Annotated in this window: 23 protein-coding genes and 1 pseudogene; 16 read left to right on the top strand and 8 right to left on the bottom strand. The window is 67.3% G+C overall.

The annotated features are described in order from the left end of the window. Positions 1–8: 8 nt before the first annotated feature. Positions 9–2,309, bottom strand: a complete 2,301-nt coding sequence (ppsA, locus tag RJT48_RS05110) for a phosphoenolpyruvate synthase (RefSeq protein WP_311171165.1) — start codon at positions 2,307–2,309, stop codon at positions 9–11. A gap of 192 nt (positions 2,310–2,501) precedes the next feature. On the opposite strand from ppsA, the gene RJT48_RS05115 reads away from it, so the two are divergent. Next, positions 2,502–3,116 carry a J domain-containing protein gene (locus RJT48_RS05115; RefSeq protein ID WP_311171166.1) on the top strand — a complete coding sequence of 205 codons (615 nt, stop codon included), beginning with the start codon at positions 2,502–2,504 and terminating at the stop codon, positions 3,114–3,116. A gap of 238 nt (positions 3,117–3,354) precedes the next feature. Continuing rightward, on the top strand, positions 3,355–4,050 hold the full coding sequence (locus tag RJT48_RS05120) for a metallophosphoesterase (protein ID WP_311171167.1): 696 nt from the start codon (positions 3,355–3,357) through the stop codon (positions 4,048–4,050). Positions 4,051–4,086: 36 nt separating this feature from the next. Here RJT48_RS05120 and RJT48_RS05125 read toward each other — a convergent pair whose 3' ends face one another. After that, positions 4,087–5,361, bottom strand: a complete 1,275-nt coding sequence (locus tag RJT48_RS05125) for an NAD(P)/FAD-dependent oxidoreductase (RefSeq protein ID WP_311171168.1) — start codon at positions 5,359–5,361, stop codon at positions 4,087–4,089. A gap of 151 nt (positions 5,362–5,512) precedes the next feature. Here RJT48_RS05125 and RJT48_RS05130 point away from each other — a divergent pair, with 151 nt between their 5' ends. The 7 genes from RJT48_RS05130 (at position 5,513) to RJT48_RS05160 (ending at position 12,106) form a co-directional block, all read left to right on the top strand. Next, entirely contained in the window at positions 5,513–6,685 is a 1,173-nt protein-coding gene (locus RJT48_RS05130) for a threonine synthase (protein WP_311171169.1), read from the top strand. Between the two features lie 82 nt (positions 6,686–6,767). Then, positions 6,768–7,472: a metal-dependent transcriptional regulator gene (locus RJT48_RS05135; RefSeq protein WP_311171170.1), complete on the top strand. Its 705-nt coding sequence runs from the start codon at positions 6,768–6,770 to the stop codon at positions 7,470–7,472. Then, positions 7,469–8,179 (top strand): TMEM165/GDT1 family protein, encoded by a 711-nt coding sequence (locus RJT48_RS05140; RefSeq protein WP_311171171.1) that lies wholly within the window; start codon positions 7,469–7,471, stop codon positions 8,177–8,179. Before RJT48_RS05135 ends, RJT48_RS05140 begins: the two co-directional genes overlap by 4 nt. 56 nt (positions 8,180–8,235) lie before the next feature. Next, a complete protein-coding gene (locus tag RJT48_RS05145; protein ID WP_311171172.1) occupies positions 8,236–8,934 on the top strand; it encodes a LysE family translocator in 699 nt (232 codons plus the stop codon). A 151-nt stretch (positions 8,935–9,085) separates the two neighbouring features. Further along, positions 9,086–10,132 (top strand): NAD(P)-dependent glycerol-1-phosphate dehydrogenase, encoded by a 1,047-nt coding sequence (locus RJT48_RS05150; protein ID WP_311171173.1) that lies wholly within the window; start codon positions 9,086–9,088, stop codon positions 10,130–10,132. 154 nt (positions 10,133–10,286) lie between these two features. After that, complete coding sequence (locus RJT48_RS05155) at positions 10,287–10,907, top strand: DUF420 domain-containing protein (protein WP_311171174.1); 621 nt, start codon at positions 10,287–10,289, stop codon at positions 10,905–10,907. A gap of 140 nt (positions 10,908–11,047) precedes the next feature. Then, on the top strand, positions 11,048–12,106 hold the full coding sequence (locus RJT48_RS05160; RefSeq protein WP_311171175.1) for a glycosyltransferase family 4 protein: 1,059 nt from the start codon (positions 11,048–11,050) through the stop codon (positions 12,104–12,106). A gap of 54 nt (positions 12,107–12,160) precedes the next feature. Here the strand turns inward: RJT48_RS05160 and RJT48_RS05165 are convergent, their stop codons facing one another. Continuing rightward, positions 12,161–12,706 carry a plastocyanin/azurin family copper-binding protein gene (locus RJT48_RS05165; protein WP_311171177.1) on the bottom strand — a complete coding sequence of 182 codons (546 nt, stop codon included), beginning with the start codon at positions 12,704–12,706 and terminating at the stop codon, positions 12,161–12,163. 103 nt (positions 12,707–12,809) lie between these two features. Further along, a complete protein-coding gene (locus tag RJT48_RS05170) occupies positions 12,810–13,265 on the bottom strand; it encodes a pyridoxamine 5'-phosphate oxidase family protein (RefSeq protein WP_311171178.1) in 456 nt (151 codons plus the stop codon). 151 nt (positions 13,266–13,416) lie between these two features. On the opposite strand from RJT48_RS05170, the gene RJT48_RS05175 reads away from it, so the two are divergent. From RJT48_RS05175 to RJT48_RS05205, 7 genes are all read left to right on the top strand, one after another. Continuing rightward, the gene (locus RJT48_RS05175) at positions 13,417–13,674 is read left to right on the top strand and encodes an MTH865 family protein (protein ID WP_311171179.1); all 258 of its coding nucleotides are present in this window, start codon (positions 13,417–13,419) and stop codon (positions 13,672–13,674) included. A gap of 63 nt (positions 13,675–13,737) precedes the next feature. After that, entirely contained in the window at positions 13,738–15,540 is a 1,803-nt protein-coding gene (locus tag RJT48_RS05180; protein ID WP_311171180.1) for a S9 family peptidase, read from the top strand. Positions 15,541–15,718: 178 nt separating this feature from the next. Next, positions 15,719–17,032 carry a GAF domain-containing protein gene (locus RJT48_RS05185; protein WP_311171181.1) on the top strand — a complete coding sequence of 438 codons (1,314 nt, stop codon included), beginning with the start codon at positions 15,719–15,721 and terminating at the stop codon, positions 17,030–17,032. Between the two features lie 96 nt (positions 17,033–17,128). Continuing rightward, on the top strand, positions 17,129–17,560 hold the full coding sequence (locus tag RJT48_RS05190; RefSeq protein WP_311171182.1) for a cobalamin B12-binding domain-containing protein: 432 nt from the start codon (positions 17,129–17,131) through the stop codon (positions 17,558–17,560). After that, on the top strand, positions 17,560–18,828 hold the full coding sequence (gene meaB, locus RJT48_RS05195; protein ID WP_311171183.1) for a methylmalonyl Co-A mutase-associated GTPase MeaB: 1,269 nt from the start codon (positions 17,560–17,562) through the stop codon (positions 18,826–18,828). Before RJT48_RS05190 ends, meaB begins: the two co-directional genes overlap by 1 nt. A gap of 59 nt (positions 18,829–18,887) precedes the next feature. Further along, complete coding sequence (locus RJT48_RS05200) at positions 18,888–19,817, top strand: alpha/beta fold hydrolase (RefSeq protein WP_311171184.1); 930 nt, start codon at positions 18,888–18,890, stop codon at positions 19,815–19,817. A gap of 151 nt (positions 19,818–19,968) precedes the next feature. Continuing rightward, the gene (locus tag RJT48_RS05205) at positions 19,969–20,721 is read left to right on the top strand and encodes an NAD(+)/NADH kinase (protein ID WP_311171185.1); all 753 of its coding nucleotides are present in this window, start codon (positions 19,969–19,971) and stop codon (positions 20,719–20,721) included. A 7-nt stretch (positions 20,722–20,728) separates the two neighbouring features. On the opposite strand, the gene RJT48_RS05210 is transcribed toward RJT48_RS05205, so the two are convergent. The 4 genes and pseudogenes from RJT48_RS05210 to RJT48_RS05225 all read right to left on the bottom strand — a co-directional run bounded on the left by RJT48_RS05210 (position 20,729) and on the right by RJT48_RS05225 (position 22,934). Beyond that, positions 20,729–21,172, bottom strand: a complete 444-nt coding sequence (locus RJT48_RS05210) for a DUF7313 family protein (RefSeq protein ID WP_311171186.1) — start codon at positions 21,170–21,172, stop codon at positions 20,729–20,731. An 89-nt stretch (positions 21,173–21,261) separates the two neighbouring features. Next, on the bottom strand, positions 21,262–21,537 hold the full coding sequence (locus tag RJT48_RS05215; RefSeq protein WP_311171188.1) for a DUF7314 family protein: 276 nt from the start codon (positions 21,535–21,537) through the stop codon (positions 21,262–21,264). After that, positions 21,530–21,913, bottom strand: a pseudogene (locus RJT48_RS05220) (DUF7315 family membrane protein); the annotation flags it as partial. The pseudogene RJT48_RS05220 and the gene RJT48_RS05215, both read right to left, overlap by 8 nt. Before the next feature lie 259 nt (positions 21,914–22,172). Beyond that, positions 22,173–22,934: a cytochrome b family protein gene (locus RJT48_RS05225; RefSeq protein ID WP_311171189.1), complete on the bottom strand. Its 762-nt coding sequence runs from the start codon at positions 22,932–22,934 to the stop codon at positions 22,173–22,175. Position 22,935 lies beyond the last annotated feature (1 nt).

Raw genomic sequence — 22,935 nt, forward strand, 5'->3', positions numbered from 1 at the left:
TTGACCGATCAGCGGACCGAATCGAGGATGAGCCGCTGTTCGATCCGCTTTGCCTCGTGTTGGACGTCGCGAACGGCGTCGATGTTCGCCGAGACCGACGAGACGCCCTTCTCGACGAGGAACTGGACCATCCTCGGCTTGGAGGCGGCCTGCCCGCAGATGCTCGTCTTGACGTCGAGTTCGCGGCAGGTCTCGATGGTGTCGCCGATGAGTTTCAGCACGGCCGGGTGGAGTTCGTCGAAGCGGTCGGCGACCCGCTCGTTGTTCCGATCGACCGCGAGGGTGTACTGGGTGAGGTCGTTCGTCCCGAAGGAGACGAAGTCGATGCCCTCCTTGGCCATCGACTCGACCTCCAGGGCGGATGCAGGCGTCTCGACCATCACGCCCCACTCGCGCTTCTCCGGATCGACGCCCGCCCGGCGCATCAACTCACGGGCGCGGGAGACGTCCTCGGCGTCGTTGACGAGCGGGAACATCACTTCGACGTTGTCGTAGCCCATCTCGTAGATTCGGCGGAAGGCCTCGAGTTCGTGCTCGAAGAGGTCTGGGTTGTCGAGCGAGCGCCGGATCCCCCGGTAGCCGAGCATCGGGTTGTGCTCTTTCGGCTCGTCGTCGCCGCCCTCGAGTTGGCGGAACTCGTCGGTCGGCGCATCCAGCGTCCGGACGCGAACCGGCCGGGGGTAGAACTCCTCGGCGGCGGTCTGGATGCCGTCGACCAGTTCGTCGACGTACGCGCGCTCGCCGTTCTCGGCGATGAACTTCGAGGGCGTCTGTCCGAGCGACAGCACCATATGCTCGATGCGGAGGAGCCCGACCCCGTCGGCACCGGTCGCAGCGGCCCGCTCTGCTGCTTCGGGGATGGAGACGTTGACTTTCACCTCCGTGGCCGTCATCGGCTTCACCGGCGTCTTCGGGCGGGCCTCCTCGATGGGCTCGTGCTGCTCCTCTTCGGGTTCGGCCCCCTCGCGGACCGTGCCCTTGTCGCCGTCGATGGTGATCTGCTGGCCGTCTTCGAGTTCCCGCGTCGCCGACCCCGTGCCGACGACCGCCGGGACGCCGAGTTCGCGGGAGATGATCGCGGCGTGTGAGGTCATCCCGCCCTCGTCGGTGACGATGCCCGACGCGCGTTTCATCGCCGGGACCATGTCCGGCATCGTCATCTCGGTCACGATGATGTCGCCGTCGCCGACCTGGTCGAGGTGGTCGAGTTTCGTGATGATGCGGGCCTTTCCGGAGGCGATCCCGGGGCTCGACCCCAGCCCGCGGAAGAGGACGTCGCCGGAGTTCGAGGAGTCGACCTCGGGTCCGTCCGATCCGCCGCCGTTGGTGCCGGCGACGGCCGTTTCACGCTCGTCGTCGTCGGCATCCGAGATCGTGGTGATCGGCCGGGACTGGAGCATGTACACGTCGCCGTCGTAGACCGCCCACTCGACGTCCTGCGGGGTTCCGTAGTGGTCCTCGACGCGTTCGCCGAGTTCGACCAGTTCGTCGATCTCCTCGTCTTCGAGGACCCGTTTGCTCCGCTTTTCCTCCGGGACTTCCCGTTCGACGGTCTCGCCGGTCTCTTCGTCTTTCTCCATCATCACCTTCTTGTCGGCGACCGTGATGGTCTCGACCTCGCCGCTCTCCCGGTCGATGACGTAGTTGTCGGGGGAGACCGACCCCGAGACGACCGCCTCGCCGAGGCCCCAGGCGGCCTCGATGATGATCTGCGATTCGCCGGTCGAGGGATGGGAGGTGAAGAGCACGCCCGACTTCTCGGCGGGGACCATCTCCTGGACGACCACGGCGATGTCGACCGCGTCGTGGGGGAACCCCTGTCGGTTCCGGTAGTAGATCGCCCGCTGGGAGAAAAGCGACGCCCAGCACTCCTTGACGCGATCGACCAGGGCGTCCTCCTGGACGTTCAGGAACGTCTCCTGCTGGCCGGCGAACGAGGCATCCGGCAGGTCTTCGGCGGTCGCCGAGGAACGCACGGCGACGAACCGCTCGCCGTCGCCGAGGTCCCGGTACGCCGAGACGATTCCCTCCCTGACGTCGTCGGGGACCGGCGTCTCCATAATGAGTTCGTGGGCACGCTCGTGTGCCTCACGGAGCGCCTCGGTGTCCTCGTGATCGACGTCGACGGCAGCGAACAGTTCCTCGTCGATGCCCGCGTCCTCGATGAACTCGCGGTAGGTTCCGGCGGTCACGACGAATCCGGCCGGCACAGGGAGGCCTGCCGCCGTAAGTTCGCCGAGTGAGGCCGCCTTCCCGCCGACGTGGTCGATGTCGGCGGACCGCACGTCGTCCAGCCAAGCTACAGCCATTAGCGTGTAGATATCCACAGATATCCCTAAAGTACTTTCCGAAGCACGCAACGATGAATAAAAGGTACTCGAAAGCGAGTATGCGATTGCCGGCCAGTGTGGCTCGTCGGCCACGACGTCGCCCCGAAGTGAGCATCGGCTACAGGTACGGAGAGCGAGAAATTCTTTAGTGACGGCCCCGTCCCTACGTTTGTGCTTCCGGAGTGGGTCTCCCTGTTACCGCCGTGGCTCGTCTTCGGGCTCATCGGCGGCGGTTTCGCCTCCGTCCTCGTTGCGGGTGTCTTCCTCGTCGGCGGGCGCCTGTTCCCGGACGAACCGACGCCGTCAGCCGGGCGGATCGACGGATCGGGCCGCCGACGTGCGGAGATGCGCGAGTACCTCCGGGCGATCTCCGAGCCCTTCGCCGAGGATCACACGGTTCGAGGAGAGACCGTGGAGTTCTATCTGCCGCGTCGGGACGTCGCGCTCACTTTCGATGCGCAGGCGTACTTCAGGCTCGAACGCGCGGGGACGTACACGGTGCTGTGCGAACACGAGATGCCGGTCCACGCGCTGGGCCGCCGACTGCCGTTCGACGTCCCGAACGTGGGAGTCGACTCCGGGGTCGGCCGCGGGTCGGACCCCGTCGATGCGGCGTTCGACCACCTGAATCTCAGCCGAGCTGCGAGCCCCGAGGAGGTCAAAGCCACCTACCGCGACCGCGTGAAGACCGCCCATCCCGACCACGGCGGCTCCCAGGAGGAGTTCAAACGGCTGCAGGAGGCGTACGCGACGGCGCGGGAACACGCGGCTGACCGGGCGAGGTGACGCGAGCCTTTTTATCCGAAACCGAGGCCAGGCCGCGTGTGCGCTGACGACTGTCCACGGCGCGTTCGCGGGTGTGTGACACCGCGCGTCGTGGGAGCGCGGTCGCGCTGGCGCGCGGCCGCAACCGAGGTGTCACCTGTTCGTCCTCACTGAGTGATCCCGTCGGTCATCGCCTGTACCGTCCGTGGGCCGGGAGCCCAGCCGTCACCGATATGTCCGCCACCGACCTACGATCGGTGTGGACGGCCTCCAGTTCCATCCGCGGAGCGTGTTTCTCCCGCGCGCGGAGGCGCTCGTCGTCGCCGACCTCCACGTCGGGCGTGCGGCGGCGTCCGACGTCGCCTTCCCCCTCGGCGAGCGTCGCGACCTGCTGGCGCGGCTCCGCGACCTCGTCGCCGAGGCCGACCCCGCGACGGTGATCTTCGCGGGCGACGTGCTCCACCGGTTCGATGCGGTCACCGAGCGGGCCCGAAAGACGGTCGGGGCGCTCGTGGACGTCTGCGACGAGGCTGGCTGTGCGGCCGTTTTCGTCCGCGGGAACCACGATACGGCGCTCGATGCCGTCCGCGACGACGTTCGCGACGCGTACGTGGTCGCAGAAGAGCCACAGGTCGTCGTCTGTCACGGCCACGAAGAGCCAGATACAGACGCCGAACGGTACGTGATCGGCCACGACCACCCGGCGATCACGATCGAGGGGCAGCGACGGCCCTGTGTGCTGGTCGCCGCCGACGCCTACCGCGGTGCGGACGTAGTGATGCTGCCGGCCTTCTCGCGGGTCGCTGCCGGCGTCGAGATCAACGACACCCGTGGTGGTGATCTCCAGTCGCCGCTTTTCGACCGACTCGACGACGCCCGGCCTGTCGTCTACGACGAGGCGGCCGAGGAGCCGCTCACGTTCCCGCCGCTGGGCGAGTTGCGGCGGCACCTGTAGCTGGCGTCTTGCCCACAGATCGGGGAGTCGGCCATATCAAAGGTCCCGCACGACGGCCTGTGCAGCCTCGCGGCCGCTCCGCATCGCTCCCTGGATAGACGACCACGCCGTGTAATCGCCCGCCAGATAGGTCCGCCCGCCCGGCGCACGATGGTCGGGGAGCCCCTCGTGGATGCCGGGCGGCTGATCGAACTGAGCGAACTCGATCCGGTGGGTCCGAACCGGCTCCAGGTCCGCGAAGTCGCGGCCGGGATACCACGCCTCTAACGTCAGCCGGGTCTCCTCGGCAAGCGCCGATGCGTCCCGTTCCAGCGCGGCGTCGCCCAGGAAGGTGGCGACGAACAGTGCCTCGCTCCCGGGCGCGTACTCCGGAGACACCTCCGACATCGGGACGACCGTGTTCGGCGACGGGTCCTTCGCGTTGAGCAGGATCTTCCGTCGGGTCGTCGGGGCTGCCGACTCGGGCAGCCGATACGACTGCGTCACACAGCCCCGCGCGTCGGTCGGAATGGCCCCGATGTCAGTGAGCCGCTGCGCCTCTTTCGGGTCGGTCGCGACGACCACGGCGTCGGCCTCTTTCGTCGTCGCCGCGGTCTCGACGGTGACGCTGTCGCCGTGGTCCGCGACCGATTCCACGCCCTCCGAGAGCTGGATCGACGCGCCCGCCTCCCGGGCTGCGCTGGCGAGCTGCTCGGGAATCGCGCCCATCCCGGTGGCGGGGACCGCGATCCCGCCCGCCGAGAGCGCCTTGAACGTGTACTCGAACACGCGTTTGGAGGTCGAAAGCGACCGGTCGAGCGTGATCCCACCGTAGAACGGCGCGACGAAGTGCTCGATGTACGACTCCGAGAACCCCCACTCCCGGAGGAACGACCGGATCGACCGGTCCGTGCTCCGGAAGATCTCTGCTTCGGTTCGGCTCCCCACGTGCTGGCGGAGCAACAGCGTCCGCAGTTTGTCTGTCGTCGTGACCTCGTCGTTCCGGAGCGACGCCAGCGCTGCTCGTGGATCTCGCAGGGGATCCGAGAGGACTGACAGGGACCCGGGACGGGCGATGACCGCGCCCGGTCTGAAGTACCGGAGATCGAGCGCACCCAGATCCAGTTCGCGTCGGACCGCGGGATAGGCCGTAAAAAGCACCTGGAATCCGCGGTCGAGCGTGAACCCTTCGTGGGTCTCCGTCCGCACGCGGCCCCCGACGGTCGCTCGGCGTTCGAACACGGTGACCTCGGCCCCCGCGTCCGCGAGTCGGCGCGCGGCCACGAGCCCTGCCAGCCCCGCGCCCGCGACGACGACGGAATCTCCGTTCATAAACGCCTGTTCGACCGAGAGGCACAAATAGTGCCCGACGGAGCGTCGGTACGCGCAAGACCGATCCTCTTAGACGGATGACACTCAGAAGAAGTCCTCTGCGCCAGCGCGAAGTGAATAGGGATTAGTCGGTCGGAGCGTTACAGCAGGTATGACGACGACTGACTCCTTCCGCGGGCTGGTCTGTACCGCGACAGACGAGCGCTACGATGCGACCGCGACGGGGACGAGCGACGCTGGCGCGCGACTCGAAGCCGCCTACGACTACGACGCCGTCGACTGGGGAGACGGTAGGCTCGACGGCGCCCCGCGGTCGATGTGGCGCTACGCGGACCTGCTCGCCTTCGCGGACCCAGTCACCGCCGACGAGGGCGGCACGCCGCTCGTGCCGACACCCACCCTCGCTGAGGAGGTCGGCATCGGTCGGCTCTCGATCAAAGACGAGAGTCGGAACCCGACGGGGACGGTCCTCGACCGGGGCCTCTCTCCGGCGGTGACGGCCGCGCAGGCGGCCGATGCGGACCTCGTCGCGCTCGCGACGCCGGGGAACGCGGGCCAGTCTGCGGCCTCCTACGCCGGGATCGCGGATCTCCGCTCGTACGCGTTCGTCCCGTCGCGAGCGCCGTTCTCGAACAAGGCGATGGTGAACGTTCACGGCGGGGATATGCGCGTCGCCGGCGGACGCTATCCCGAGGCGGAGACCGCCCTCCACGAGCAACTGGAATCCGAGTGGTACACGCTCCAAGAGTTCGAAAACCCCCACCGCCACGACGGGATCAAGACCGTCGCCTTCGAGATCGCGGAGTCGTGTTCGTGGTCCCGGCCGGACGCCGTCGTCGTCCCGGCGGGGACCGGCGAGGTCGTCGCGGGGGTCGTCAAGGGCTTCCACGAACTCCGCGAGATCGGCCTGATCGATGCACTTCCACCAGTGTACGCCGCGCAGCCGTCCGGCTGTGCGCCGCTCGCGGCCGCGTTCGAGCGCGGCGCCGACGCCGCAGAGCCCTGGCAGTCGCCCGACACGATCGTCGGCGAACTGGAGATCCCCGAGCCGAAGGGCGACCAAGCGGCGCTGTCGGCCGTCGCGGAGACCGGTGGCGAGATCCGTACTGTCGACGACGAGGACGCACTGGAGAGTGCCGTCGTCGCTGCCCAGCACGCAGGACTCGAAGTGGGTCCCGCTGGGGGCGTCGCCGTCGCCGCCGCCGGCGAACTCGCCACTGACGGCATCGTCGGCCCGGACGATCACGTCGTCGTCGTCAACACGGAGTCGGGCACAAAGACCGCCGATGTCCTCCGGAGCCACCTGATGGGCAAGGGCATCTGATCGGGCCGCGCCCTCACGTCTGAACGATTCGGTCGATTGTTGTCACCAACAGATTATTAATTTAGACAAATCTAATCCGGGTATGTTGAGCGAAGTGATGGAGGACTACCTGAAGGCGATCTATCGGATCCAGACCCGTTCGGGGCCTCCCGTCTCTACGTCTGCAATCGCGGACGCATTGGACAAGACGCCCGCGACGGTGACGAGTATGGTGGGCACCTTGGCAGAGCGCGGCCTGGTGACTCGGGAGAAGTACAAGGGTGTCGAACTCACCGCCGAAGGGGAGACCGTGGCCCTCGAGGTCATTCGGCACCATCGACTGCTTGAGGCGTATCTCGCGGAACATCTGAACTACTCCTGGGAGGAAGTTCACGACGAGGCCGACGCGCTCGAACACCACATCAGCGAGGAGTTCGAGCGCCGGGTCGCGGAACTGCTCGACGATCCTGTCGTCGACCCCCACGGTGACCCGATTCCCTCCGCGGACCTCTCGCCGATCGAAAGCGAGGGGACCACGCCGCTGACAGCGCACGATGTGGGCGATTGCGTCACCGTCGCCCGCGTCAGCGACCGGAGTCGCGACGAACTGGCGTACCTGGCCGACGCGGGAATCACACCCGGAACGGAACTCGACATCGTCGACATCGCGCCGTTCGGGATGTATACAGTCCGGACCGCTTCGGGCGACGAACAGAGCCTCCCGGCGTCGATCGCCGAGGCGATCTCCGTCCGGCCGCCCGGCAGCGAGGCGTCATCGGACGAACCCGGCGGGGTGAGTGACGCGTGAGTTCCTACGCCGAGATCCTGATCGTCGCGTTCTTGGCGCAGCTAGCCGTCCTCCCCGGCGAAAAAGTACAGTTCATCATCGCCGGGCTCTCGACGCGGTTCGATCCGAAAGTAGTCGTCGCCGCCGCGGGGTCCGCCTTCGCCGGCTGGACCGCGGTCGAGATCCTGTTCGGCCGGGCACTCCAGTCTGCGCTGCCGCCGGTCGTCCTCGACGCCGTGACGGCCGCGCTGTTTCTCGTCTTCGCCGTCCTCCTGTACCGGTCGGCACCATCGACCGGCGCGGCGTCGGGCGAGGCGGTCGCAACCGAGACCGACGGCGGCTTCGCGGAGCTCACGGACGTCCGTCTCCCGGGGCGGCTGGATCGGTTCTCCGAGTCGTTCGGTGGATTTCTCCCGATCTTCGTGATGATGGCGACCGGGGAGTTCGGCGACAAGACGCAACTGGTCACGATCGGACTGGCAGTCCAGTACGGGGCGACCTCCGCGATCTGGTTCGGGGAGATGCTCGCGATCATTCCGATCAGCCTCGCGAACGCGTACTTCTTCCACGCGTTCGCCCATCGGGTCGATATGCGGAAAGCGCACTTCGCCTCTGCGGCCGTCTTCGCGTTCTTCGGGATCGACACGGCCCTGTCGATCGTGACCGGCTTTTCGGTCTGGGAGACGATCGTCGAGACGATCGGCGTCGTCGTTGCGGGAGCCCTGTAGCGCCCGACCGACACGCTTCGGACCTTTTTTCTCGCCGCCAACCCACGGCGTGAACGATGACGAATCTGCTCGTGACGCTCTCTGCGGGCGTTCTTTTCGGGATCGCGCTGGCCGCCCCGCCCGGGCCGATGAACGCGATAATCGCCGAGGAAAGCGTCCTCAGAGGCTGGCTTGCCGGATTCAAGGCTGGACTCGGCGCGATGAGCGCCGACGCGATCTTCTTCGTGCTGGCGGCGCTCGGTGTCGTCGCCTTCGTCGAGCGGTTTCCGCTGGTCCGTGCGGCGATGATCGGCGTCGGCGGTTTCCTGATGCTGTACTTCGCGTACGGCGCCGCCACCGACGTCCGCTCGTCGTTCACGGCCGGGAGCGGCGCCCCCGACGAGTCGGACCCGCGCGTCGGCACCGGGTTCCGGAAAGCGTTCGTGTTGGCGTTGACGAATCCCTACCAGATCCTGTTTTGGCTCACGATCGGCGTCGGCCTGCTCCAGCCGGGCACGCTCGACGTCCTCGCAGAGACCCCCTACGTCGGCGAGTCGCTTGCGGGGCTGGTCGTCGTCGACACGGGGTCGCCCGCGCTCGTGGCGGGCTTCTTCGGCGGCATCGTCGTCTGGATCACCGGCTTTCCGGCAGCGCTCGTCGGCGCCGAGCGGCGGGTCGACGCGTTCGCACCGATCGTCGCGGGGCTCAGCGCCCTCGTCCTCGCCGGCTTCGGTGTCGTCTTCCTGGCACAGAGCGCCGGGACGTTCCTGGGGTGAACGCGCGGGTCCGCTTCGGGATCCCCGAAACGGGAAACCCTTTCATAATGATCACTCTCGTCTCTTCCCGCCGAGCGCCGAAGAAGGGGGTGGCGCTCGGCGGGAAACAGCGAGAGTAATCATTATCAGCCAGCCACCGCGTGGGGAACGTATGTTCGAGAAGACGACGTGGATCAAACTCCCACGGAACGTCGTCGTCGGCCACGGCGTCATCGAGGACCTCTCGGCGGCAGTCGCGGATCTCTATCTCTCCGGCCGCCCGCTCGTGGTGACGAGTCCGTCGCCGGATCGCCTGGTCGGCGACCGGGTCCGCTCGCAGTTCGACGATCCGGCGACCATCACCGTCGAGACGGCGGGCTTCGACGCGGTCGAGCGCGTCGTCGACGCCGCCGAGGAGATGGACGCGGGCTATCTGGTCGCACTCGGCGGCGGGAAGCCGATCGACACCGCGAAGATGGCCTCTGACCGACTGGGCTGTGGGTTCGTCTCGGTCCCGACCGCCGCGAGCCACGACGGGATCGTCTCGGGGCGCTCCTCGATCCCGGAGGGCGACACCCGCCACTCGGTCGCCGCGGATCCGCCGCTTGCGGTCGTCGCCGACACCGAACTGCTGGCGGAGGCGCCCTGGGAACTGACGACCGCCGGCTGTGCGGACATCATCTCGAACTACACCGCGGTGAAAGACTGGCAGCTCGCCCACCGGCTGAAGAACGTCGAATACAGCGAGTACGCGGGGGCGCTCTCGCAGATGACCGCGGAGATGCTCGTCGAGAGCTCCGCGGCGATCAAACCCGGCTTCGAGGAGTCGGCGTGGCTGGTCGCGAAGGCGCTGGTCTCCTCGGGCGTGGCAATGTCGATCGCGGGCTCCTCGCGGCCGGCCTCCGGCGCAGAACACCTCATCTCCCACCAGCTCGACCGGCTGGTCCCCGACGGCGCGCTCCACGGCCACCAGGTCGGCGTCGCGGCCATCGTCACCGAATATCTCCACTCGGGCGAGCGCGGCGAGTGGGCCGACATCCGCGACGCGCTCGACGACGTCGGCGCGCCCACGACTGCCGCGGAACTCGGGATCGACGAGGAGACGTTCCTGGAGGCGTTGACGACTGCGCACACGATCCGCGACCGGTATACGATCCTCGGCGACGGCGTCAGCGAGGCGGCCGCCCGCGAGGCTGCGACGTTCACCGGCGTGATCTGAGAAGCGTCGGCGACGGCGTCAGCGAGGCGGCTGCCAGCGAAGCGACGACGTTCACCGACGTGATCTGAGCGTCGCCTCGCCTCATCGACAGGCGCCGAGGCGTCCCCCAGCCACGATCCGAAGACGGAATAGGACGGCATCCCAACCGCGGCGTATGGCAACTTCGAGCGCCGACAACGCCGTCAAGCGGCATCCGCTTGCGGCGACCATCGTCCTCTCGATCGTCGGCTACGCCGTCGTGATCGGAACGTTTCTCGGGGTCGTGCCGGCGCGGGTCTTCCCCGACCTCTCGCTGTCGCAGGTGAACCGGCTCGCGGACGCGATCGCGCTGGTGAACGCCGTGAACGTCGTCGTGATCGCCGCCGGCTGGCGGTGGATCCGCCGCGACGAGGTGAAGCGACACGCCGCCGCGATGGTCACGTCGTTCGTCCTCATCCTACTCTTCCTCGTGCTGTATCTGACGAAGATCGGCGGCGGCGGGACCAAGGAGTTCGTCGGCCCGGCAGTCGCGTACTATCCGTACCTGGCGATGCTTGCGATCCACATCATCCTCTCGATCGTCGCGGTGCCGGTGGTGCTGTACGCGCTCGTCCTCGGCGCCACCCACTCGCCGACGGAACTGCGAACGGAGACGCCCCACCGCCGTGTCGGCCGGATCGCCGCGAGCGCGTGGCTGCTCTCGCTCGCCCTCGGCGTGGTGACGTATCTCCTCCTGAATCACGCCTACGACTGGGAATACGTCGAGTCCGCCGCGGCGGTCCTGCTTCTCTTCTGAGATCGTCACGGCGGTTTCTGCCCTGCGTAGTCGGACGCGATCCCCCAAGGAGACGATAGCGACCCCAAGGAGACGATAGCGGCCCCAGGGAGACGGGCCGGATGTCGAGGGTTTTTATCACCGCGACGAAATCCTCGCGTATGCGCCTCGCGTTCGTCTCCCTGTACACCGATCAGCGCCGGTCCGACGGCGCCACGAGACGGACGCGGCGAATCGCCGAACGCCTCGCCGCCCACGGCCACGAGGTCGTCGTCCTCTGTGCGCAGTGGTGGGAGGGCCCGCTCGACGCCTTCGAGCAGAACGGCGTCGAGTACGTGGCAGTCACCCGGAACCTTTCGGTTCGGACGTTCGCCTCGAAGCTCCCCTTCGCGCTCCGGCGGGCCAAGCCGGACGTGATCCACGCGGCCAACAGCCCGCCCTCGCAGGTCGTCGCCGCGAAGACCGCCGCCCGCTTCCTTCGGGTGCCGGTGATCGTCGACTGGTGGGCGGTCCGCGACGACGACACCGAGGGGATGCGCCGCCGGGCGGTGCGGAAGGCCGACCGCGTGGTCGCGCCCTCGGAACTCGTCAAGACCGACGTCCGTGAGTACGGTGCGGCGGAGGCCGACGTCACGGTCGTGCCGTCGTCGATCGACTTCGATCTCGTCTCGGAGGCCGAAATCGACAACCGCGCGGACCTCGTCTACGCCCGCCGACTCGACGAACACGCCAACGTGGAGTCCTTTCTCCTCGCGCTTGCGGAACTCCGCGACCGCGACTGGCGCGCGGCCGTCATCGGCGGCGGCCCTCAGCGCGAGGCCGCAGAAGAGACGGCCGCCGAACTCCGGATCGACGACCGGGTGTCCTTCCTCGGCGACCTCCCGCCGGCCGAGTTCGTCCCGATCCTGAAGGGCGCACACGTGTTCGCCCAGACCGCGACGGACCAGCCGTTCGCCCGCAAACTCCTGTGGGCGCTGGCCTGTGGCTGTGTCGGCATCGTCGAGTATCAGGCCCGATCGAGCGCCCACGAACTGGTGGAGAACTGTGACCGCGGGGTGCGGGTGACGAGCCCCCAGGAGTTGGCCGACGAGGTCGTCGCCGCCGCCGACCACGCGCGGGCGTCGATCAACCGCTCGTTCGCCCGCTACGACCACGACCCCGTGATGGAGACCTACGAGGACCTCTACGCCGCCGAACGCGACGACTACGGGCTCTTCTGACTCGAACCGACGTCAACGGTTCGTGTGTGGGGACGGGAACAAGCCGACCGCCGGTTACTCCTCGTCGACCTCGTAGTCGCCGCCGTACTTCAGGAAGAAAAAGGCGAGGCCCAGCGTGGCGACCATCGCGAACGTGGTCGCGACACCCAGCGTCTTCGCGGAGTCGGGTACCGACGGGACGCTCGCGGGTTCCGGCGTCGAGATCGACTCGACGACCTCGATGGTCGCCTCCATCCCGGCGCTCAGGTGCGGCTCACAGTAGTACTCGTAGGTGCCGAGCGTCTCGAAGGTGTGGCTGTACTCGAAGCCCGTGTTCTCGATCGGCTCGTGACCGCCCCAGTCTGCGTCCTCGGGCTGGCTGTCGACCACGATGTTGTGGTTGTCGGAGTCCCAGACGAAATTGACGGTCGTTCCGGGGGTGATCTGTAGCGGTTCCTCCGTGCCCGGCTCGAAGACCAGGGAGCCGCCCGGGCCGACGACTACCTCCTCGGTTCCGCCCTCCTGAGCCGTCGCGGTGCCGGCCACACCGGCAGCTGCCGCGGTTCCGGCGGCCGTCGTGAGGAAGGCGCGACGGGACATCTCCGCGTTGCCGTCAGTCATACTCGGGGCTTGGGAACCCGCTGTAGTGAATACTTTGGTTTCGCTCTTCGAGTCCCGGCAGCCAAGACCGACCACCTGAAACGAAACCCCGCTTCACCGTCGCTCATTCCACGGGCGGCGAGTGCCGGCCGGACATCTCCTCGATGTCCAGTTCGTACCACTCGGCGTCGAGTTCCTCCATCGGTCGATTGAATCCCGAGAGCCCGGCCACCGAGGCGTGTTCGGCGAACACCTCCGAGGCCCCCATCACTGCCGGGCTCTCGTCGTCGATCCGACAGAGCGGCCCCGTGATGACGACGCTCCGCCAGTCGTCGATGTCGTTCCACTCGTAGCTGACGAGCGAGACGCCCGTGGTGTCCTCGAGGCGGTCCCGTTTTCGGCTGTCTGTGGGGAACAGAAGCTGGAAGATACAGCGGTTCTCGAACACGTCGTAGCCGAACGAGATCGGCAGACTGTACGGGATCTCGCCGCCCAAAGAGAGCACCCCGTGCCCCTGTCGTTCGAGAAACGCCGCGATCTCGGGCTTCGACATCGCTCCCCCGTACTCCTCGTTGCCCATTACGCGAGGGTATCCGACGGGCGGGTATGAATGCACGGATATACAGCCGGGCTATGGGCGGCAGCGGGCGCTCCGCAGTCGCTCTGTGGTCTGCGGATCGCCAGGTGAGCCTTCCGGAACGTTTTTGCGGATCGTCCCGCACGTCCAGTCTATGGCAGACGTAGAGGCGGACCTCCGCCAGCAGTTCACCGAGGCGTTCAGTGGCGCCGACTATCCGATCGACAGCCAGATGGACCTCGTCCCCGCGCTCCCGGACGGCCCCGGAACGACGTTCGAGGCCGACGGCGTGACGCTCACCGCCATGGAGATGGCGGCGAAACTCGGTCCCCACCAGGACTTCCCCTACGAGGACGTCGAGTCGCTCGTCGAAGACGTCATCGAGGGGCTCAAGGCCGAGGAAATGATCTGAGCGGGGCCGGCGACCCACCACGACGACCCGAACGCTTTCCTCTTCGTCCGTCGAAATCGGGGTGTGCCACACGACATCGAACGGTATCTCAACGTTCGGAGCGCCTACGGCGCCTCCGTCGGTCCCGACGGCGACCGAGTCGCGTTCCTGATGGACACGACCGGCGTCCCGCAGGTGTGGACAGTCACCGACCCCGGCGGCTGGCCCGAACAGCGCACCTTCTTCGACGAACGGGTCACGTTCGTCTCCTTCTCGCCCGAGCGGCCGGAGTTCGTCTTCGGAATGGACGAGGGCGGCGACGAGCGCGGCCAGTTGTTCCGCTACAATCTCCCGACGGGGGAGATCACGCCTCTCACGGCGACGCCCGAGGCGAAACACCGCTGGGGCGGCTGGAGTCACGACGGCGAGCGCTTCGCGTTCACCGCGAACCGGCGCGACGAGTCGGTGTTCGACGTTTACGTCCAAGGCCGTGATGAGACGGGCGCGGACGCCGAACTGGTGTTCGAGGGCGACGGCTGGCTGACGCTCGGCGGCTGGTCGCCCGACGACTCGCGGGTGATCGTCTCGGAAGCGTACTCGAACTTCGATCAGGACGTCTGGGTGCTGGACGTCGCGACCGGCGAGCGGGCCCACCTGACGCCCCACGAGGGCACCGTCCGCTTTCAGAGCGCCGAGTGGGGCCCGGACGGCGAGGCAGTCTACCTCGTCTCCGACCGCGAGGGCGACACGCTCGACCTCTGGCGGGTCGACGCCGACGGCAGCGAGTTCTCGCTCGTCGCATCGGATGCGGAGTGGGAGATCGACGGCGTCGCCGTCGACGATGAGGGCGGCCGACTCGTCTACTCGACGAACGTCGACGGCTACACCGAACTGACCGTCGGCGAACTCGCCGACGGCGAGGTGACGGCGACCGCGACACCGGATCTCCCGCGGGGCGTCGCGGGCGGGGTCTCGTTTTCCCCCTCCGGCGACCGGTTCGCGGTCACGGTCACCCGGCGCGGCGATCCGGCGAACGTCTACGTCGTCGACAGCGACACTGGCGCGGCCGAGCGGTGGACGAACGCGTCGACCGCCGGTATTCCGCGGGACTCTTTCGTCGAGCCCGAACTCGTCCACTACCCGACGTTCGACGGCCGCGAGATTCCCGCGTTCTTCTCGCTGCCGGAGACCGACGCCGGGACGGGCGAGACCCCTGTCATCGTCGACATCCACGGCGGCCCCGAATCACAGCGTCGCCCCTCCTTCAGCGCGGTCACGCAGTACTTCCTCGCCAGCGGTTACGCCGTCTTCGAGCCGAACGTCCGCGGGTCGGCGGGGTACGGCAAGGCCTACAGCCACCTCGACGACGTCGAAAACCGGATGGACGCCGTCGCCGACGTCGAGGCCGGCGTCGAGTGGCTGCAGGACCACCCCGCGGTCGATCCCGACCGGATCGTGGCGATGGGCGGCTCCTACGGCGGGTTTATGGTACTCGCCGCGATGACGACGTACCCGGATCTGTGGGCTGCGGGCGTCGACATCGTCGGCATCGCCGACTTCGTGACGTTCCTCGAAAACACCGGCGAGTGGCGGCGTGAACTCCGCGAGGCCGAGTACGGCTCCCTGGCCGAGGACCGCGAGTTCCTCGAGTCGATCTCCCCGCTCAACACCATCGAGTCGATCGGGGCGCCGCTTTTCGTGCTGCACGGCGAAAACGACCCCCGCGTGCCGGTCTCGGAGGCCCACCAGCTCGTCGAGGCCGCAAGTGACCACGTCCCGGTCCGGGAACTGCTCTTCGAAGACGAGGGCCACGGCCTCACGAAACTGGAGAACCGAATCGAGGCCTACGAGGCAATCGTCGAGTTCCTGGCAGAACACGTCAACTGAGCGGGAGAAACAGTTTCGTTTAGGATTCGATTTACGAACTACACGGGACGGGGGAGGGTTGGGTGCTACGTATCGTCTGACGAATTGTCACATTCGTTGATCCACAACAAGCTGGAATGTTTTCGATATCCATCAGACGACCAAACGTCTTAAGCATTTAACGCTCAATCCGAGTGGTATGACGGGAGACGCCGGAGGGGGGCGAATTCTCGTCGTACCGATAGATGATCAGGGCGGGGGGGTAACAGAGGATGTCGGCGATGGGGTCGCGGGAACCACCTCGGCTGGCGAAGACGACGCCGCGAGTCGCACCGCCAGCGACGGGTCGGGACAGGCCGACAGCGAGAGCGCCGACGGATGGGGCCGACAGGAGCAAGGGTACGAGCCGCCGATCGTCGACGACCTCCGGGCGCAGATCGACGCCGACCTCATCGTTCGGTGCGCGGGGACGGCCGTGGAGTACGTCTCGGAACTCGGCCCGACGCTCGACTGTATCGTCATCCTCGGCGACGACACGGACCTGTTCCGCGATCTCGTCCAAGCGGCAGAGATCCCGATTATCGTCTACGACTCGACCGTGATCGCGGTGAGCGACGCCAGCGTTCCCGAGGAAAACGTCGCCGACGAACTCGCAGCCCGAATCTGCTCGGAGATGCGGGCGAACAGGAATCAGAGCAAACTGCGGGAGTCGAACGCACGGCTGACCGCGCTGAGCCGGTACGCGAGAGATATCACCGCCTGCGAGACCGTCGACACCATAATGGAGCGGACGCTCGAAGCGACGACAGACGCCCTGGCGTTCAAGGTCTGTGTCGTCGGACTCGTCCACGACGGCCGACTCGTATCGCATGCATCGACCCTGCCCGAACCGGGTCTGGATCCGATCAGCATCAAGGAGGGCATCGCGGGTCGCGCGTACCGAACCGGCGAACCACAGCTCGTCGACGATATGCAGACCGATCCGGACGCCGTCAACAAAGACGACGGTCGGCACGCGACGGTGGCGGTACCGATCGGCGACGAGGGCGTGATCCAAGTCGTCTCCGACCGCCAGGGCGCATTCGAAACCCGCGATCTGGAGTTTCTCGAAATCCTCGCCGGCTACACGAAGGAGGCACTAGCCCGGATCAAACGCGAGGTGACGCTCCGGGAGGAGCGCGACCGCCTGCACACCTTCTTCGAGGAACTCCCGATGCCGGCGCTCTGTGTCGAGTGGCGGGACGGCGACGCCAAAATCGAGGAGGTCAACGAGGCCTACACGGAGCAGTTCGACGAGGTCGGAGTCTTTCAGCCGCTCGCGGAGGCGGTGTCGGACGTAGAGCGCCGGCAGTACGAGCGAGCCGTCGAAACCCGCGAACGCTCTGTGGAGACCGTCGAGCGGGCGGGTGAAGACGGCTCGTCGCAGACATTCTCGCTCAATCTCGTCCCAGCCGCGCCGCCGGGGGCACGCGAGTGCGTCTACGGGCTCTACTGCGAGCGATCCGCCCGGTAATGCGGCCTCTCCTGCGAGCGACCTGTCCAGTAGACGGCCTCTCCTGCGAGCGATCCGTCCGGTAGAATCAAACGGTCGCCCGGCGAATATACGGGTATGAGCGCCGACGCCGAGCAGGGGCGCACGCAACGACCGATCCGGTGTCTCATCGCGAAGGTCGGGCTCGACGGCCACGACCGGGGCGCCCACGTCATCGCCCGGGCGTTCCGCGACGCCGGCTTCGAGGTCGTCTACTCCGGCCTCCACCGGGCGCCGGAGGAGGTCGTCCAGGCCGCCGTCCAGGAGGACGTCGACGTCCTGGGAATCTCGATTCTCTCGGGCGCACACAACACGCTCGTCCCGAAGGTCGTCGAGGGACTGAAGGAATACAACGCCTTCGAGGACACGCTGTTAGTGGTCGGCGGGATCATCCCGGAAGCCGACCGCGAGGGTCTTCGGGAGATGGGCGTCGCGGCCATCTTCGGCCCGGGGACGCCGATGGAAGAGACCGTGGAGTTCGTCCGCGAGAACGCCCCCAGACGCGACTGATGGTCCGGAACGGGACAGGGTCGGCCGACGACGTCACCGACGCCAAAGCCGAAGCATCGCCGGAGACGGCAGCGCGCAACGAGCGACTCCTCGAGGCTCTCCTCGCGGGCGAACACCGGGCGCTGGCGCGGGTCATCTCACTGATCGAGGATCGCGCGCCCGGCCACCGCGATCTCGTCTCCCGGCTGCACGGGCACACCGGCGGGGCCGACGTGGTCGGGATCACCGGCAGCCCCGGCGCGGGGAAATCGACGCTCGTCGACAAACTGGCGGAGGCGTACCGCGCCCGCGGCGACACCGTCGGCGTCGTCGCCGTCGATCCCGCGTCGCCGTACTCCGGCGGGTCCGTCCTCGGCGACCGGATCCGGATGGCCTCGACTGTCGGCGACATGGACGTCTTCTTCCGATCGATGAGCGCGCGCGGTCGCCTCGGCGGGATTTCGAACGCGACCGCGGACGCGGTGAAGGCCCTCGATGCCTTCGGGAAGGACGTCGTCGTGGTCGAGACGGTCGGCGCCGGCCAAAGCGAGGTCGACATCGTCCGGACCGCCGACACCGTCGCGGTCCTCGTCCAGCCCGGCAGCGGCGACGACGTCCAGATGCTGAAAGCCGGGATCTTGGAGATCGGCGACGTCTTCGTGGTCAACAAGGCCGATATGGACGGCACCGAGCGCACCGTCGCGGAGCTACAGGAGATGATCCGCGAGCGGGACGCGGACGTCTCCCGGGTGCCGCCCGGCCACCACGGCGGTATCGGACTCGGCGACGGGAGCGATTCGGCAGCCTCCGCAGCTGAGACCGACGAGCAGGACGGGACCGACGGAGGGAATCAGACCGACGGACAGACTCGGACCGACGGACGGAACCAGAGCGGCGGACAGACCCGGACCGACGACTGGGAGCCGACCGTCGTCGAGACGGTGGCGACGGCGGGTGAGGGCATCGACGACCTCGTCGCGGCGTTCGACGCCCACGCCGACTACCTCCGGCAGACCGGGCTCCGCGAGGAGCGTGCCCTGTCGCGCTACGCCGAGGAAGTGCGACGGCTCGTCCGAGCCGACGCGAACGAACTCCTCGAAGCCGAGATCGGCCGGCGTGGCGGGATGGACTCGATCGCCCGACGGATCCGGGATCGCGAAACCGACCCCTACGCCGTGGCGGCGTCGATCGTCGACCCGCTGCGGGAGTGTCTCCGGGGGAAACGGGCCGAAGGGGAGGATGCCACACCACCGGACTCGTCCGCCGGCGAGGATCGCGAAGCGGAGTGAACCGTTCCGTCGACAGCGCGCCCAGCAGCCTCAAGACCGTCGCGGTCGTACGGTTCGGTATGAGAGTTAGATCGGCTCTGGCCGGCCTCACCGCGGGCGTCGGCGCCGTCGCGCTCGCGAACGCCGCGGTCAAGCGACGCGCGCCGCCGCTTTCGCCCGCACTCGACGGCGAGACCCGGACGTTCGAGTGGCGCGGAATCGACGTCAACTACGCCGAAGCGGGCGATCCCGACGACGACGATCTCGTACTCCTCCACGGTATCAACGCGGCGGGATCGAACGGGGAGTTCCGCGAAGTGTTCGAGGACCTCGCGACCGAACACCACGTGCTCGCGCCGGATCTCCCCGGGTTCGGCACCTCGGATCGACCGCCGCTGCGCTATTCGGCGACGTTCTACACGGAGTTCGTCCGGGACTTCCTCTCGGTCGTCCCCGAAACGCCGGACGTGATCGCCTCCTCGCTGACTGCGGCCTACCTCCTCGAGGCCGCCCCCGATCTCGATCTCGGGTCCGTGGTCCTGATCTGTCCCACGGAACGCGGCGGGCCCGATCGCAACCTCTTCGCGCGGGAACTCCTCCGGGCGCCGGTCGTCGGCGAGGGACTGTTTAACCTCCTCTCCTCGAAGCCCTCGATCCGCTATTTCAACGCCGACCACGGCTACTACGATATGGACCGCGTGACCGACGAGTGGATGGACTACGAGTGGCAGACGGCCCACCAGCCGAACGCCCGCTACGCGCCCGCGTCGTTCGTCAGCGGCTACCTCAACGCCGACAGCGACCTCGAAGCGACGCTGTCCGACGTCGACGACGTCACGCTGGTGTGGGGACGAGAGGCGGATATCACCCCACTGAAGCGGGGGCGCGAGCTGGCCACGGCGGCCGACCGCCGACTCGTGGTCATCGACGACGCGAAACTCCTCCCCCACGTCGAGTTCCCCGGCCAGTTCGTCGACGTCGTTCACGACGCTTTCGACGCGGGCGAGTGACGCGCTGCGGTCCGTCCGACTGCTGGCGCGAAAGCGATCGCCGCCGGCTGCGCCGAACCGCTGGGTCTTTTTCCCCCAGTGGTCTACCCGAGTGTATGCTCTTTCGGTCCCACGGACGCACACGGTCGACCGGCGGGACGGAGGCGGAACCGTGAGCAGCACGCGCGGGCTCGTGATCGGGGACCCAACCGCCACCCGAGCGGAAGTCGTCGAGAGGCTCGTCGAGACGGAAGATATCGTCGCCGAGTCGGCCGCACCCGGAGACCGGCCCTGGGACGACGATACCGACGACCCTGATTTCGTCTTCGCCGTCGGTCAGTCCGGGCTCCACGCACTCGCGCAGTGGCCCGCCGGGAGCGAGGCCCCGGTGTTTCCGATCGCGATCGACGGCGACCGGTACGGGACTCCGGCTGCGTCCCTCGCCGCTGCCGCCGAGGCCTGCGCAACGGGCGACGTCGTGACCGTCGCACATCCCGTCCTCCATGTCGACATCGCAGGTGAGACGGCCGGCCGTTCGATCGCCGACGTGACGCTCCTGACGACCGAGCCGGCGCGCATCTCGGAGTACGCCGTGGGCACGCCGGACGGGTGGCTCGACACGGTCCGGGCCGACGGGATCGTCACGGCCACGCCGATCGGGAGTACGGGCTACGCTCGGGCGGCGGGCGGGCCACAGCTCGCCCCCGGGACGGGGCTTGTCACGGTCCCGATCTCCCCCTATACGATGCACGCCCACCCGTGGGTGCTCCGGCCGCCGATCTCGCTTTCGGTCGAACGCGACGAGGCGGCAGTGTCGCTCCGGTTAGACGGGGACGTCGTTCGGCCGGTGCCGACAGGGGAGCGGCTCACCGTTCGGGTCGGTCACGAACTGCAGTTCGTCCCCCCGCAAACGATCCGCGAATAGCCGTTGCCTACACGAGAGCGCTCCAGAGCGGTTCGATGACGAAAAAGAGGCTCTGGTAGCCAGCGTACAGCAGCGCGAAGATCGACGCGCCGATCGCCGCAGTCGGTCGTTCGAGTTCCTTGCTCTTCGAGCGGGCCTCCACGCGGCGGGATTCGAGCTCGAAGAAGTCCGAGACGAACACCGCAAGCGCCAGCACGGACATCACCATCCCGCCGTGGGGCTCGACGATCATAAAGAGAAACGACCCGAACACGAGCCCGAGCGTCGTCAGGGTGTGCGGCAGCCACCGGCTCGGCGTCCCGTCGTCGTCGTCAGCCTGATCGCGGTGACGGCTATGCTGGAGCAGGCGTGTGACGATGTTAGCGACCGCGAAAGCGAGCACGACGAACGGGAGGATCGGACCGACCGCCTCCAGCGCATCAAGTGGGACGAGGAACTGTAACGGTTGCATACTCGGAGATGCGTACAGGACTCATTAGAGTTTTTCCAATCCGGCGCGGCAGGGATCGGCGGAAAACGGGGCCGGGAGAAGTATCGCGGTTAGCCTGCTCGCTCTTCGATGGCCTCGCTGGCCTGTCGGACGACCGGGATGAGCACCCAGAACGTCAGGGCGCCGAGGATCGCGAACCAGAAGAACGCATCCATCAGCAGGACGCCGAGGGAGTCGAACATCGTCGCCGAGTCGCTGAGTTCGATCGGTGCGACGAGTTGCTGCTGGCTCTCGAAGCTCGGCGTCCGGTACCAGCCCGCGAGTACCATCCACGCGAGCCCTGCGCCGGTGAAGATGCCCAGTCCCTTGATGAACTCGTCAGCCATCGTTGTTCGAATCTTCGTCGGAGCCCTCTTGAGCGTTTCCCATTCCGCGGGCGCGGAACCGCGTGCCGAGCACGTACACGCCGGCGCCGAACGCGATCATCGTTAGCCCGACTGCAGCGAAGACGGCGCTCAACAGTCCGTCGGCCACGCTGATTCCGAAGAGCGTGAACGCCCCACGGACGGCGTTGCCCAGAAAGCTCACGTTGAGCGTGGCGGCGTCGAGGAGCATAAATCCGAAGACGACGCCGACGACCGCAATCAGCGTCGAGAACACCGTCACGACCTTGTAGATCGGCATCGGCACGACGACGTCGCGGCCGCGGCGGCCGCTGTCTTCGGCCGACTCGTCGCTGGGCGATTTCGAATCAGCCGTCGTTTCGTGGGACGCGTCCGTCCGCTCGTCGGACGCGGGAGCTGTTCCGGTCTCGTCGTCTCGGAAATCGTCCGTATCGGTCTCGTCGTCTCGGGGACCCTCACTATCGGATCCGTCGTCTCGGGAACCATCTCTATCGGTCTCCTCGTCCCGAGAAACCTCAGAATCAGTCGCGTCAGAATCGGAAACCTCGGCGTCAGTCGGCTCGTCGCGAGAGGCACCTACGTCGTCGTCGGTCATCGAAAAATCGACCTCGGTCCGACTATTTCGGCGGCCGCAGCCGGTAGTACCGGCGGTTGAGGTCGTACATGTAGCCTTCCCGCATCGTCTTCAGGACCGCCCACGTGATGAAGCCGCCCACCAGCGGGAGGATGAACGTCAGGTCAAAGGCCAGGTGGGTGTTCATCGGCAGCAGGTTCTTCGCGGAGTAGACGCTGATCGTGAACGCGAAGATCACGCCGCCGACGCCGACCGCCGCCCAGAAGGGCTGTTCGACCGGGCGTCGGGCGCTGCCCTTGTTGAGGAACGGAACGATGGCCACGATCCCGACGACGACGAGGTTCGCGAGGACGCCGTACGTCCGGTCGGCCATCAGCTTCTGTCCGCCCAGGATCGACAGCTCGGGGTTCAGCGGCCCGAGCTTGAGCAGGCCGAACGACCAGTAGAGGTACCAGTCCGGCAGGATGATCGCGGGCGTACTCGAGGGGTTGGCCGGCGCGCCGATGTGCGGCGGCAGCGTCGCCGACAGGAACAGCAACATTCCCGTGAAGAAGCTCGCGATCGCGAGGTTCCGGATGACCTCGTGGGGCCACGTCGGGAACGCCAGCACGTCGCGTTCGACGTAGTCGGATTCTTGTCGGAGATCCTGATCTTCTCGGCGTGCGCGCTCGAAGTACTCGTAGGTGAGCTGCGAGAGCCCCTGCGTGCGCTCCTTGCGCTCACGCCACGTCGGCGTCTCGTCGTCGGGCGCGACGATGCCGCTACCGTCGGTGCGAACGTCGTCGGTGGTGTCGTCTTCGGTCATT

The sequence above is a fragment of the Halobellus ordinarius genome (assembly GCF_031823395.1).
Lineage (GTDB): Archaea > Halobacteriota > Halobacteria > Halobacteriales > Haloferacaceae > Haloquadratum > Haloquadratum ordinarius.

Bases quoted from the DNA above. Each gene is read 5' to 3' on its own strand.
- ppsA (WP_311171165.1), bottom strand. From the start codon at position 2,309: ATGGCTGTAGCTTGGCTGGACGACGTGCGGTCCGCCGACATCGACCAC.
- RJT48_RS05125 (WP_311171168.1), bottom strand. From the start codon at position 5,361: ATGAACGGAGATTCCGTCGTCGTCGCGGGCGCGGGGCTGGCAGGGCTC.
- RJT48_RS05130 (WP_311171169.1), top strand. From the start codon at position 5,513: ATGACGACGACTGACTCCTTCCGCGGGCTGGTCTGTACCGCGACAGAC.
- RJT48_RS05135 (WP_311171170.1), top strand. From the start codon at position 6,768: ATGTTGAGCGAAGTGATGGAGGACTACCTGAAGGCGATCTATCGGATC.
- RJT48_RS05145 (WP_311171172.1), top strand. From the start codon at position 8,236: ATGACGAATCTGCTCGTGACGCTCTCTGCGGGCGTTCTTTTCGGGATC.
- RJT48_RS05150 (WP_311171173.1), top strand. From the start codon at position 9,086: ATGTTCGAGAAGACGACGTGGATCAAACTCCCACGGAACGTCGTCGTC.
- RJT48_RS05155 (WP_311171174.1), top strand. From the start codon at position 10,287: ATGGCAACTTCGAGCGCCGACAACGCCGTCAAGCGGCATCCGCTTGCG.
- RJT48_RS05160 (WP_311171175.1), top strand. From the start codon at position 11,048: ATGCGCCTCGCGTTCGTCTCCCTGTACACCGATCAGCGCCGGTCCGAC.
- RJT48_RS05165 (WP_311171177.1), bottom strand. From the start codon at position 12,706: ATGACTGACGGCAACGCGGAGATGTCCCGTCGCGCCTTCCTCACGACG.
- RJT48_RS05170 (WP_311171178.1), bottom strand. From the start codon at position 13,265: ATGGGCAACGAGGAGTACGGGGGAGCGATGTCGAAGCCCGAGATCGCG.
- RJT48_RS05175 (WP_311171179.1), top strand. From the start codon at position 13,417: ATGGCAGACGTAGAGGCGGACCTCCGCCAGCAGTTCACCGAGGCGTTC.
- RJT48_RS05185 (WP_311171181.1), top strand. From the start codon at position 15,719: ATGACGGGAGACGCCGGAGGGGGGCGAATTCTCGTCGTACCGATAGAT.
- RJT48_RS05190 (WP_311171182.1), top strand. From the start codon at position 17,129: ATGAGCGCCGACGCCGAGCAGGGGCGCACGCAACGACCGATCCGGTGT.
- meaB (WP_311171183.1), top strand. From the start codon at position 17,560: ATGGTCCGGAACGGGACAGGGTCGGCCGACGACGTCACCGACGCCAAA.
- RJT48_RS05200 (WP_311171184.1), top strand. From the start codon at position 18,888: ATGAGAGTTAGATCGGCTCTGGCCGGCCTCACCGCGGGCGTCGGCGCC.
- RJT48_RS05210 (WP_311171186.1), bottom strand. From the start codon at position 21,172: ATGCAACCGTTACAGTTCCTCGTCCCACTTGATGCGCTGGAGGCGGTC.
- RJT48_RS05215 (WP_311171188.1), bottom strand. From the start codon at position 21,537: ATGGCTGACGAGTTCATCAAGGGACTGGGCATCTTCACCGGCGCAGGG.
- RJT48_RS05225 (WP_311171189.1), bottom strand. From the start codon at position 22,934: ATGACCGAAGACGACACCACCGACGACGTTCGCACCGACGGTAGCGGC.